Raw genomic sequence first — 12937 nt, 5'->3', positions numbered from 1 at the left:
CTGTCAGCGTTTGGTACCTTATTCGAGAGCCAAATCATTTTATTTGCAGGATCCAAATGCACTCACTTGCTGGAGATGTGATCAGACAAGCATTTTTTAGCGGCACGGAAGGAAAGCTGCATAAGCGACTCTATAGCGCCATTTGCAACGCCATTCTTTCGGGCAATCTGACGCCCTCTTCGCGCATGCCGCCAACGCGCGATCTGGCCAGCGAGCTTGAGCTGTCGCGCAACACGGTATTGCGGGTCTATGAGCAGCTGCAGGCGGAAGGCTATATCTCCTCTCGTGCGGGCAGCGGAACGGTGGTCACGCACAGCGTGCTCGATAATCTGGAGTGCCGACCTGCCGTGAGTCGGGATGAGGCGCCCGCCGAGGACTATTCCCTGCTGTCGGAGCGCGGCCTGCTGCTGCTGCAGCACGCCAGCGCAAGCCCCAGACAGTGGGGCGCCTTTCTACCCGGCGTGCCGGACGTCGCGAACTTCCCTCATCGCGTGCTGAAAAAATTCTACGATCGCCAGGCTCGTCAACTGTCGCCAGCGCTTTTGACCTATGACACCACGGGCGGCGCCGAGGTGCTGAAAGCCGCGCTGACCGATTACCTGCGTACGGCGCGCGGCGTCCAGTGCACGCCGGATCAGATCCTGATTACCGAAGGCATTCATCAGGCGCTCGATCTGGTGACGCGTTCGCTCTGCAATCCGGGAGACCGGGCCTGGACAGAGGAGCCTGGCTACTGGGGCATTAAAAATATCCTCCGTATGAACGGCGTAGAGATCGTCACCATTCCGGTGGACGAACAGGGGCTGATCCCCGACGGCGAGGTGAGCGTCCCGCCTGCGCTGATCTTTGTTACCCCCTCTCACCAGTATCCACTGGGTTCGGTGATGAGCCTGAGCCGCAGGCAGCAGCTGCTGGCGCAGGCGCGCAAAACCCATAGCTGGATCGTGGAAGATGACTATGACAGCGAGTTTCGCTTTGCCGGCCAGCCTATCCCCGCGTTACAGGGGCTGGAGGCCAACAGCCCGGTGATTTACATAGGCACCTTCAGCAAAACCCTCTATCCCGCGCTCCGGCTCGGCTATATGGTTTTGCCTGAGCAGCTGAAAACACCGCTGAAAAGAATGCATAGCGAGCTTTATCGCGGCGGACATCAGCTGACGCAGGCAGCCCTGGCCGATTTTATCCGGGAAGGCTATTACGCGGCGCACATACGGAAAATGCGTCAGCTGTATAGCCGTCGCCGGCAGGTTCTGGTGAATTTAATCAACGACGAATTAGGCGACGGTTTTTTAGGTCAGTACAACAGCAATGCCGGGCTGCATCTGATTCTGCAGCTGCCCGCAGGCGTGGACGACATCACGCTGGCGCAGCGCGCTAATCATCAGGGTATCCTGGTGCGCGCCCTCTCGAGTTACTATGCCGGCGAAAAAAGCCATTCAGGCTTATTGCTCGGCTTCGCCAGCATGGAGGAGAGCGAAATTCATACCCAGTTCCACAGGCTGGCCGCGCTGATCAAGGAGGGGCTACAGGCTTAGCGCTCTCAACAGGCGTTGTTATGCCGCTCGCGCTGAAGCTGCGGCCACATCAACAACGCTTTACTGCTCTTTACCCTCCGCGCCTGAAGAAGTGACTATGTCTGCGCTTATCTGGCTCGCTCCGCCTCAGGTTAATCCGCTAACCAACTGAATAATCAGCACTCATCAGCAAGAAAGGCAACGGTGATGCGATATCTCTCTAAGGGGCCTGGAGATATTGCGATAAGACAAATTTAACATTTTTGTGACACAAACCGTATACATATATAATATTATGTTTTATATATTGTCACAGCAGGATTCGCAGCCGACCTGATAAACCCGCAGAGAGGCTAAATCATTCTCACCCCCGCGATAAAGAGCGGGTTGCCCATCGCGATCGTGCTGGAATAGCAGACATGATGAATTTTTAACACCTTAAACTGGACACGCGAAGAGACAGGCCCGGTTCACCAGGTTGCGCTTTTTTTCATTGCTTAATGCATCAGAGGTTAAAAGTCATTCAACTGAAATTTCGAGTGAGATATAGCTATGAGATTAAAAGAGACAAATAGCGCCTGCCTTTCATTATGGCAGGTGGTCATTATCGGCATCGCTTATATGACACCGATGACGGTATTTGACACTTTTGGGATCGTTTCAAATATAACGGAAGGAAGAGTGCCGCTGGCTTATCTGCTGGCGCTGGCCGCGGTATTATTGACGGCCATTAGCTATGGCAGAATGGTTCGTCTGCATCCCTCTTCGGGATCGGCTTATACCTATGCGAGAAAGGTGTGCGGCAATAAAACCGGATTTATCGTCGGCTGGTCTTCCCTGCTGGATTATGTTTTCCTGCCGATGATAAACTCATTGCTGGCGGGGATATATTTACAGACTCTGCTGCCCGAAGTTCCTGTCTGGATCTCTATTTTAGTCTTCACCTCGCTGGTAACCTTTGTTAACTGCTGCAATATTAAAACGCTGGCCAATGCAAATTTCATCTTTGTCGGCATTCCGGTCATTCTTATGGGCGTCTTTATCTATTTCGTCATCCATAATCTCCTCAGGGATTATGGCGACAGCCATCTCTTTACCACGCAACCGCTGTTCAACGGGCATAACAGCATTATCCCGTTGATCAGCGGCGCGGCGGTGCTCTGCTTCTCCTTTCTTGGCTTCGATGCCGTTACAACGCTCACGGATGAAACCAAAAGCCCGGTCAGCACCATCCCTAAAGCGGTGTTTTATACGGCGCTGAGCGGAGGCTGTATCTTTTTTGTCGCCGCATGGTTTATCCAGCTCTACTTTCCAGACAACTCGCAGTTTAAAAACCCCATGGAAGCGCTGCCGGAAATCGTATTGAACGTAGGCGGCAAACTGTTTCAAACGCTGTTTCTTATCGCCATTCTGCTTAATACCTTTGCCTCAGCGCTGGCTTCCCATGCAAGCGCCGCCCGGCTGTTGCATATCATGGGTAAAAACAACGCTCTGACGCACCGCTTTTTCGGCTACCTGCACCCTGCAAATAAAAACCCCGTTTACTGTATTTTATTGATCGGCCTGATATCGCTGACCGCGATTTTTATTCAGCTCGATACCGCCGTCTCCTTAATCAGCTTTGGCGCGTTAGTCGCCTTTAGCGCGGTTAATTTATCCGTCATCATACACTTTGCCATTATTAAAAAAGAGACCGTCGGCATAAAGAGGTTATTCCACAATATTCTGTTGCCGCTGGCGGGTCTGGGCTGCGTCGCCGTAATGTGGGTAAACTTAAGCTTTGATGCCTTTATATTAGGGCTGACCTGGGCAACCTTAGGCCTGGGCTGGATTGTTTACTGTAATTTTACCAAAAAAGAAGTCGCTATCTCTGAATAAACAGGTTTTGCATTCACAGTGACGTCTCCTGTGGTACACGCTACTTACCGAGAAAACATATGAGTGGAAATAAAAGGTTAATCAAGCCGCAATTAATATCTGACGCGAAAATTACCATGATGAGTCAGGCCGCCCCAGATGCAGACTGGAACTGGGTGCGAAATAAAGAGGATACGCAGATCAGCGATCCTGGGAACCCCGCAAATTACTACGAGTCGACACTTGCACCCTGGATCGACTTTCCCTCTTTAAAAAAAGAGGAAGAGTGTGAACTCGTAGTGATCGGTGGCGGGCTGCTTGGTGCTTCAACCGCGCTTCATCTTTCTGAAGCGGGTATTGATACCATCCTGCTGGAAAAGAACACCATCGGTTCTGGCGCCTCTGGCAGAAATGGCGGACAGCTTACGCCCGGTCTGGCGCGCTGGGAAGCCGAATCGATGATTGAGCACCTCAGCTTTGAAGAGGCGAAACGCCTGTGGCATTTTACCTCGACGGAAGCCATGTCGCTGATTGATGAAATCGCGCAGCGTTACGATTTAAATTTTGATCGTCATCACGGCCATATCACCGCCGCCGTTCATCCCGGGCATATGAATGCGCTGGTACAGGGCGTTGATGCCAGGAAATTCCTTGGCGAAGATAATGTTAACGTGCTCGGCAGCTATGAGCTGCAGGAACATATTAACTCTGACTTATATTATGGCGGCGTGCTGGATAACCTGGGCGGCCAGGTGCACTCATTAGCTCTCAATCGCGGGCTGATTTATGGTTTCCTGAAAAATGGCGGCAGCGTCTATGAACATAGCGAGGTGATTAAAATTGAGAAAACCAGCAGCGGTACGCGAGTAATTACGCCTGAAGGGGTCATTCTCGCCAAAAAAGGGGTGGTGATTGCCGTACATGACGCCACCCATAAGCTTCTCGACGAAAATAAAGAAACCACGATCCCCTTTTATACCTATGTCGGCGTTACGTCTCCTGTAGCAGGCGGTTCAAAAACGCTGCTTCCCACGGGAAAGCCCGTTTACGATACCCAGCTGCAAATCGATTATTATCGTCCCGTACGCAATGAAAGGATCTTATTTGGCGGCCAGGGAACGGGTCTGCGCTGGGATGACAGCAGAACGGTAGAGTATTTAACCTCGCGGATACGCGCCGTTTTTCCCGAACGAGACGACATCGAACTCGATTTTGCCTGGAGCGGCACCACCGACTTAACCCTGAATGGCGCCACGGACTGCAGAAGAAACGGCAATATCTATTCGGTGCACGGCTGGAGCGGTCACGGCATCGCGCAAACGGTCAGGATCGGCAAAGCGATTAAAGATGATATCGTCAGGGCCAATAAAGATTTCGCCATGCTGACCACCATCAAGCATACGCCGCTGATGATAGGACGCGCGCTGGCGCCGGTCGCCATCCCGCTGGCTAAAACCCTGTTAGGGATTACCACAAAGATTGCGCCTGGCAAGATGATCTCGTTCTGAAATGCACCTGCCGCTCAGGCGGCAGGTTTTTTATGGCGGCGAATGAGTTAAACGAGGTAAAAAAAGAAACAGTTCATCAGAAAGCTCAAGGTGAATGTATATCATATAACGAAGTTTGCGTAATACCTAAATAGAAATACAGCTTATAATAAACTATTTAAAAAATCTAAACCCTGGCGCTTTTCAGTATTTTATTCAGCCAAATTAGATGTCAAATTTTTATATCTTTGTACGTTCTCTACCATTAATTCTTACTTGTTTGGGATCGAGATAATCAAGCAAATCAATTAATGCATGTTGCAATCTTAGTAGGCGAGGACGATAATCATCTATATTTACTGTCATTTTCATGATCTCTCCTTTCAGCTCCGCAAATAAAAACTCATTGCAAAACGCGTCTTTTTTTAAGAACTCACCATATCCTATACAGTCATATCCTTTATCTATTTTCGTTAACATTTGCTCACCAAGCGCTCTTTGCTCCCCGGCAAAAAAAACAAAACTAGTACCAAGGGTGTCTGTTTGCATTAAAGAATATATTTTACTCTGTAGCTCTGATAATTCCCTGGTTCTCAAATCATTTTCAAGATTCAGGAATTGAACATCAATGCGAGCAGCTTCAGTCCATGCAAAGAATTGAGCCACGAGAAAAACAGTATTATTTATCACATAATTTTTATTTCTGTCACTTCCATTATGATAATATCTTTCTATGAAATTACCCTTTAATATATTATAAATTCGACTTTGCAGGTCGGCAGCTGACCGAATTAATGGTTCAAGATAATACTGATGTTTCCTTCTTGACTCTATAGAATTATTTATTTTATTGACCCTGTTCTGATTGGAAGTGGTGATTCCAACAGATATTACAACAGAAGCTATAGCAAAAAAACCACTAATTATACTTGAAATTAATGTGACATTCATCTATCAAGTCCTCTTTGAAATTATATCATTTTTATAGAGCAACATTTCACTATAACTATAGTGTGACTTTTCATTCAATTTATACAGAGAACATTTATACCTGGGATTTGCAAAAAAGACAATATTATGAGAAAAAAGATTATAATATTAAATTGATATCAAAAAGCGGTTTCTCCTACAAATATTTAAAGCATCAATATTTCGCACCTTTCTCATGCAGATGTAATAGCACAATCCAGAGTAAAACACTAAATAATATTCCACGAAATGCATACAATGCAATTTGTCAGAAAATCAGGCTGCTTTGATAATAAGAGATAGCAAAAACGTAGTTGCATTGAAAACCTGTCACATTGCAATAGCAGAGCATAACGGATTACGCCTTATGCACAGCATATGAAAACGCAACATGACAGGCTTACAATCAACTCGGTTACCCTCGCTTTATAAGCTGATTTTAAAACAATACTTCCACTGAATAAGCGCACCAATAAGCAGGTACATTTCCAGAATTTCTTCCTGGGAAGCGGTGTCAATTTGCTCCTGACTTCCCGCAGAAAGCGCACGAACAAGGTCAGCAAAAGCGGCTGAGATAGCTGGATAGGCTTCCATATTTTTTCCCTGTGTTAATTGCTTTAAGCCTTAAAAATGTTTAATCAGGCTAAATCTTGTAGTCGATAGTAACAAATGCAACATTCATGCATATCAAATGCAACATACAAAAATCGACTTCGCAACGCCAGAAAAAAGTAAGCTATTCGTGAGTAAAAACTGGACCTGAAGCCTTGTTCATTACCTGATGAAACATCACGCGCGCCGCTGACTCCCTTCTGTTCAGCTATTCCATGCACCTGACAACGCCGAATGGATGATGCCAGCAAAGAAGCGTCCGACATAATCACTAACGGAAAGAAATTTCCTGCCGATAATCTCATCGACTCTTCTCTTGCGGACCCACACCTATGTTCAGAAATCTCAGGCTGACAACCGGCGTTATCGCAGTGCTTATTATTTTCACGCTCCTGCTGGCTCTGACCGGCGCGCTTTTTTACGCCTCAGCCCTTAAGGCGGACAAAAACTTTATTACCGCCCAGCAGCTAACTCAGCAGCAGCAATATCTGGGTGACACCGTCCAGACGCTAATTAAAACGCGCGTGACCATCACCCGCGTCGCGATTCGCTTTTTAAAAAACCAGAAAGATCCTGCTTCGCTTGCCGCGATAGCGACGCTGCTTAATAAAGCGGAAGCAACGGCCGACGATGCCCAGAAGCTATTCAAGAGCTGGCAAGCCATTCCGCCCAGCGTCGGCCAGAGCCCGCAGGAAGCCGAAAAAGTGGTCAGGGCCTGGCAGGAGATGTACTCCACCATGAAAGCGTCGACAGGTTTTCTGAAGCAGGGAAATTATCAGGCGTACGGCAATCTCGATGCGCAGCGGGTGCAGGATCAGCTCGATCTGGCCTATGAGAGCTGGCGCGCGCGCAATAATGACCTGATGAAGCAGACCTTTCAGCAGAATCAGCAGAGCCTGACGGATGCGCTGCGCACGCTGCTGGTCATCGCGCTGTCAGCCTGCGCGATCATTCTTGCCGTCTGGGCAGGACTCAAGGCGCTGCTGCTCGGCCCGGTAAACCGGCTTACCGGTTATATGCGCGCGATTTCGGCCGGCGACCTTGCTTCGGATATCAAGAGCGAGGGCCGTAATGAACTGGGGCAGCTGGTCACCGAGATGCAGCTGATGCGGGACGCGCTGATTACCACGCTCAGCTCTGTTAATGAAGCCACGCGGGCGATCTTTAGCGGCGCATCAGAAATCTCCTCCGGCAGTACGGATTTGTCGTCGCGAACCGAGCAACAGGCGGCCGCGCTGGAAGAAACCGCAGCCAGCATGGAGCAGATTACCTCTACGGTGAAACTCAACGCCGAGAATGCCCAGCAGGCATCCGCCGCCGCCAAAGAAGCCTCGGGCATGGCCACGCACGGCGGAGAGACCGTGGATCGGGTTATCGCTAACATGGAAGAGATCAGCGAAAGTTCGGCGAAAATTGCCGGTATCATCGGCATTATCGATGGCATCGCCTTCCAGACCAATATCCTGGCGCTCAATGCCGCCGTTGAAGCTGCCCGTGCAGGCGAACAGGGTCGCGGATTCGCCGTCGTGGCGGGAGAGGTGCGTTCCCTGGCGGGTCGCAGCGCCAGCGCCGCGCAGGAAATAAAAACGCTGATTGAACAGTCGGTGCAGCGCATCAAAAGCGGCGCCGGCCACGCCTCGGAGGCCGGAAAGTCGATGTCCGGCATCGTGAACTCGGTCAATCGCGTGACCCTGCTGATGGAGGAGATCGCCTCGTCGTCCGCGGAGCAAACGCGCGGTATTGAGCAGGTGAGCAAAGCCGTGTCAGAGATGGATGGCGTAACGCATCAGAATGCGTCGCTGGTTCAGCAGTCGGCCAGCGCCGCGGCCTCTCTTGAAGAGCAGGCGATGCATCTGCGACAGGCCGTGGCAACCTTTAAGATAGGCAGCCTGGCGGCGCAAAGCGTGCCGCAGCCAGCCGTTTAACCTTGCGGTATCCCGCTATGGCTGCCGTCCAGCACGGCAGCCATAACAACGATCTTACTGACTGATGGTCTGCTGAAGGGCGGCAATGGATGAGGTGATGCCCGCTTCCACCGACATGGTCAAATCTTCCATCTCCAGCGAAACCCACTCGTTATAGCCCATCATGCGCACCACCGAGAAGAACTCTTTCCACCACTGCAGATCCTGACCGCAGCCTACCGCCACATAGTTCCAGGCGCGATTCGCGACATCCTCCACGGGTTTGGTTTCCAGCAGACCGTTTACGTTGACCAGCCCACGCTCCAGCCGCACATCTTTGCCGTGACAGTGATGTATCGCCGGTCCCAGCGCGCGCGCGGCGGCAATCGGGTCGGCACCCATCCAGATCAGGTGGCTGGGGTCGAGGTTCATCCCCACCATCGGCCCCACGGCGTCACGCAAGCGGAACAGGGTTTCCGGATTCCACACCAGCATCGAGCTGAAGTTCTCCAGCGCGAACTTCTCGACGCCGCAGGCTGTTGCCCGCTCAGTCAGCCCCCGCCAGTAGGGAATAGCCACCTCGTTCCACTGGTAATCCAGGCAGTTTTTCAGCGTCGGCGGCCAGCTGACGGTATAGGTGATCCAGTTAGGCACGGTATCGTGCGGGCTGGCGGGCGGCAGGCCGCTCATCATCACGATCTTCTTCACGCCGAGCTCGCCAGCCAGGCGCAGCGCGTTTTCCGTATCCTGCTGATGACGCTGGCCCAGCTCGCCTGGATCAAGGGGGTTGCCGGAAACATTCAGCGCGGCGATGGTCATGCCGCGACGTTCGATAGCCTGAAGAAACTGCTGGCGCCTGGCCGCGCTTTCCAGCAGCGCGGCCGTGGGAACGTGCGGCGCAGCGGACCAGCCGCCCGTGGTCATCTCAACGCCGTAGACGCCGAGCTCAAGCAGCTTATCCAGCATTTGCTCAAATGGCAGATGGCCGAGGCTGTCGGTACAAAAAGAGAGTTTCATTGCCGTTCCTTATTCGTAGTTGACCCAGCTTGCGCCGCTGTCCGCGGAGCGCACACAGTTTTCAATCCAGCGCACGCCTTCAGCGCCCGCGTTGATATCGGGATAGATCAGCGTCTCCAGCGTTTTGCTGTCGCCGCGCTGCGCTGCGCTGATTGCGACAGCAAACTTCAGATAAATGTTGGCCCAGGATTCCGCCAGCCCTTCGGTATGCAGCGCCCCAAGGCGCTCATCCGCGAGGGCGCTTTCATCGAGATAGGGCATCCCGTGGTGCAGGGTCTGGTTGGGCTGGCCCTGTACCTCGAACTTCAGCTCGCCCGGGCAAGAGTCGCTCCACTCCAGGCTGGCGCGAGAGCCGATAACGCGAATGCTCTGGCTGTCCATCGATCCGGCATTGATAGCGGAAGCCCACATCCGCCCTACCGCGCCGTTTTCGTAATGCATCAGCACCATTGCGTTATCCTCCAGCGGCGCGCGCGACGGAATAAAGCTCTGGCGGTCGCACAGCAGGCTTTTGATTTTCAGTTCGGGCAGAACCAGCTGGGAAATGTAAAACGTGTGGGTGGAGATATCCCCCAGCACAAATGAAGGCCCGGCGATTTTCGGGTCGACGCGCCACTTCTGCGCATCGCTAAACTTGTCGACGCTGTCGCTGGCGTTAAAGCCGTGGGTGTACTGCAGCTCGACCATGCGTACCTCGCCAATTTCGCCTTTGGCGATCATCGCGCGCATCTGCATCAGAAGCGGATGGCCGGAGAAACCATAGGTGACGCCGACAATCAGCCCTTTTTGCGCCGCCAGCGCCTTGATTTCCTGCGCTTCCGCGGAGGTGAAGAACAGCGGCTTTTCACAAATCACATGCACGCCAGCATTTAGCGCCGCCCGGGCAATCTCAAAGTGGGTGCCGTTTGGCGTGGCGATCGTCACCGCTTCAATGCCATTCTCGCGCTTCGCCTCCTCTTCCAGCAGTTGCTGATAATTGTCATAGCAGCGCTCGGCTGGCACCCCAAGATTGACGCCAAACTCGCGGCCGCGCGCGGCGTCAATATCAAAGGCGCCGGCCACCAGCTGGAAAGCCGTGTTATCCCGTAGCGCGCCGGAGCGATGCTTATAGCCCACCTGGCTAAGCCGACCGCCGCCGATCATGGCCCAGCGTAGCGGGCGGGGAATGCTTTTTTCACCGTTTAACATAGGTTCTCCTGTTATTTGCAACCGGGTGCAATACGGGTTAAAAAACTTACTTTTGATTAAGTTTGATGAACTGCGCGTAATTCTCTTTGGTCACGGTTTGATACGGGATCCAGTGATAGTTCTCTGTTTTCTGCTTGTTAAGCAGCTGCGAGGCGACTTTTACCGCACCGGTCGCCTGCGCGCGGGCATCCTGAAAAACCGTTACCGCCATTTCGCCATTTTTAATGAACTGCAGACCATCTGGCGTACCGTCGATACCGGCCACCATGACATCCTTTTTCCTGGCCTGATTCAGCGCCATGATGGCGCCGATCGCCATTTCGTCGTTATTGGCGACAATCGCATTGACTGGCGTGCCGTTAAGCACCCAGGCTGAAACCACGTCCACCGCCTCATTGCGCTGCCATTTGGCGGTCTGTTTCTCTACCACCTTCATCTCTTTGTGCTGCGCGACGAATTGTTCGACGGCGCGGGTACGCTCGCGCGCCTCCTCGTTCGACAGCGCGCCCATCAGGATGGCGATATTGCCGCGGTAGTTCATCAGTTTGGCCAGCGCTTCGATCTGCATTTTTCCGCTGAGGGCGGAATCCGAGCCGACATAGGCCATGGCGCCGGTCAGCGGTACTTCGGGCTTACGGTTGACGAAAATCAGCGGTATTCCTGCGTTCTTCGCCGCATTGATCATCGGAAGGACGCCTTGCGTATCCACCGGGTTAAGAATGATGGCGTCCACGCCCTGATTGATAAAATCATCAACCTGCTGCACCTGCAGGGCGACGTCCCCTTTGGCGTCCGAGAACTGTCCTTTCATCCCCTGTACATCCAGCTCGTGCATCATCTGCGTGCGCAATATCGAAACAAAATTCAGGTCAAAATTTGCCAGCGCTACGCCAACCTGCGCCGTTTTTGCCTGCACCGCACTGCTCAGCGTCAGGGTGATCAATATCAGTAAACAGAATGTCTTATTCATCGTCAGGCCCTGTCAGATAAGATTTTTACATCCTCAAAGTAAAGAGCGACCGCTTTCTGCTCCGACTCTCTTCAGCCTCTGCCCACCTGTTGATCACCCGCTTGCACCCGGGTGCAAAAAAAGATGCAGGCGTTGTAACCAGGCTTGCGGGCACATCTCTGCTGAAGACGCCTCGACAGTGAGGCAGATAAAAAATTTAGTCAACATAGCTCTAACCAAATGCATACACGCGATCACAAAATTTTTGCAACCGGGTGCATGAACCGATGTTATGCTGTAAAAACTCGCCGCTAATGGCATGACAGATCCTGATAAACAGCAGAAGCAGGCTGATTCACTTAACCTTTTTGCCTATACAGACAGGCCCCGAATGACGATCAAATCCGTAAAAAGACAAAAAATCACCGCCAGCGATGTGGCGCTGCGCGCCGGCGTATCGAAGTGGACGGTATCGCGCGCCTTTACTCCCGGCGCCTCTATTTCCGAGAAGGCGCGTGAGGCCGTTTTGTCTATCGCGGAAGAGCTGGGCTACCGCCCCAACCTGCTTGCCCGCGGACTGTCACAGAAACGCACTCATATCATTGGCGTGGCAATTGATGAACTGAAAAACCCTCACTCGATGCTTATGCTGGACGAAGTGACCCGTCAGCTTCAAAAGCGCGGCTATATGGCCCTGCTGCTCAATATTACCGGCGACAATTACGCGGCCGTTATGGCGCTTGCCGATCAGCTCCAGGTAGATGGCATCCTCTTCCTGGCGACGGTGCTGACGCCCGAATTCGTCTCGATCGCCACAGAGATGCATGACGTTCCGCTGGTGCAAGTCGGTCGCAACGCTGAGGGGCAAAAAATCGAGACGGTGAATATTGACGACTATCAGGCTGGCCGCGTTATCGCCCGTCTGTTAACCGAACAGGGCCATAAGCGGTTCGGTTATATAGCTGGCCCTGGCGACGAGGCGGAACACCTGCAGCGGAAAAAAGGGTTTTGCGATGAACTGCAGGCGCGCGGATTCAGGCTGGCGCTTGAAGTCAGCGTCGAACACTACGATCGTCAGTTAAGTTCCGCCCTTATGAAAGCGTATTTGCAGCGAACGCCCGCCGCTGAGCGCATTGAGGCGCTCTTTTGCGAGAACGACATACTGGCGTTGGGCGCATTGGAATCTCTGCGGGACGCGGCAGACAACCCGCCACTTGCCGTCGTAGGCTTTGACGATATTGATGAAGCGGCCTCTGCCGGATGGCAGCTGACAACATACAGCCAACGCCTGGACCTGCTCATGGAAGAAGCGCTTAACCGCCTGATAGACGGGAAGGAAAACCCGGATGGCAGCTGGAAACAGGGCGAGCTGCGCATCCGCCGTTCGCATCTGAAACGCTAAACGGGCAGATTACATTAATGCCTGGCAATTACGCCCGT

At 52.4% G+C, this 12937-nt stretch carries 10 protein-coding genes; 5 read left to right on the top strand and 5 right to left on the bottom strand.

The features are described 5' to 3' along the window. Positions 1-56: 56 nt before the first annotated feature. From pdxR to AC6I7Z_RS19815, 3 genes are all read left to right on the top strand, one after another. Positions 57-1535, top strand: coding sequence for a MocR-like pyridoxine biosynthesis transcription factor PdxR (pdxR, locus tag AC6I7Z_RS19825; RefSeq protein WP_497815544.1), 1479 nt, complete (start codon positions 57-59; stop codon positions 1533-1535). A gap of 531 nt (positions 1536-2066) precedes the next feature. After that, the gene (locus tag AC6I7Z_RS19820; RefSeq protein ID WP_497815543.1) at positions 2067-3392 is read left to right on the top strand and encodes an APC family permease; all 1326 of its coding nucleotides are present in this window, start codon (positions 2067-2069) and stop codon (positions 3390-3392) included. A 59-nt stretch (positions 3393-3451) separates the two neighbouring features. Further along, positions 3452-4879 carry an NAD(P)/FAD-dependent oxidoreductase gene (locus tag AC6I7Z_RS19815; protein ID WP_497815542.1) on the top strand — a complete coding sequence of 476 codons (1428 nt, stop codon included), beginning with the start codon at positions 3452-3454 and terminating at the stop codon, positions 4877-4879. 219 nt (positions 4880-5098) lie between these two features. Here AC6I7Z_RS19815 and AC6I7Z_RS19810 read toward each other — a convergent pair whose 3' ends face one another. Together AC6I7Z_RS19810 and AC6I7Z_RS19805 are read right to left on the bottom strand one after the other, a co-directional pair. Continuing rightward, entirely contained in the window at positions 5099-5809 is a 711-nt protein-coding gene (locus tag AC6I7Z_RS19810) for a lysogenic protein (protein WP_497815541.1), read from the bottom strand. Positions 5810-6253: 444 nt separating this feature from the next. Beyond that, on the bottom strand, positions 6254-6421 hold the full coding sequence (locus AC6I7Z_RS19805) for a hypothetical protein (RefSeq protein ID WP_161801261.1): 168 nt from the start codon (positions 6419-6421) through the stop codon (positions 6254-6256). A 350-nt stretch (positions 6422-6771) separates the two neighbouring features. Between AC6I7Z_RS19805 and AC6I7Z_RS19800 the strand changes: the two genes are divergently transcribed. Then, a complete protein-coding gene (locus tag AC6I7Z_RS19800) occupies positions 6772-8364 on the top strand; it encodes a methyl-accepting chemotaxis protein (protein ID WP_497815540.1) in 1593 nt (530 codons plus the stop codon). A gap of 54 nt (positions 8365-8418) precedes the next feature. Here the strand turns inward: AC6I7Z_RS19800 and AC6I7Z_RS19795 are convergent, their stop codons facing one another. The 3 genes from AC6I7Z_RS19795 to AC6I7Z_RS19785 are packed head-to-tail and all read right to left on the bottom strand — an operon-like array spanning position 8419 to position 11518. Next, positions 8419-9360 carry a sugar phosphate isomerase/epimerase family protein gene (locus AC6I7Z_RS19795; protein WP_497815539.1) on the bottom strand — a complete coding sequence of 314 codons (942 nt, stop codon included), beginning with the start codon at positions 9358-9360 and terminating at the stop codon, positions 8419-8421. A 9-nt stretch (positions 9361-9369) separates the two neighbouring features. Continuing rightward, a complete protein-coding gene (locus tag AC6I7Z_RS19790) occupies positions 9370-10548 on the bottom strand; it encodes a Gfo/Idh/MocA family protein (RefSeq protein ID WP_497815538.1) in 1179 nt (392 codons plus the stop codon). A gap of 46 nt (positions 10549-10594) precedes the next feature. Continuing rightward, positions 10595-11518, bottom strand: coding sequence for a substrate-binding domain-containing protein (locus AC6I7Z_RS19785; protein ID WP_497815537.1), 924 nt, complete (start codon positions 11516-11518; stop codon positions 10595-10597). A gap of 370 nt (positions 11519-11888) precedes the next feature. Between AC6I7Z_RS19785 and AC6I7Z_RS19780 the strand changes: the two genes are divergently transcribed. Further along, entirely contained in the window at positions 11889-12899 is a 1011-nt protein-coding gene (locus AC6I7Z_RS19780) for a LacI family DNA-binding transcriptional regulator (RefSeq protein WP_497815536.1), read from the top strand. The last annotated feature ends 38 nt before the right edge of the window (positions 12900-12937 follow it).

Source organism: Pantoea sp. X-Soil-MYKO-1289 (genome assembly GCF_059730625.1).
The sequence above is the reverse complement of the archived record's forward strand: the minus strand, read 5'-3'. Positions and strand labels throughout refer to the sequence as shown.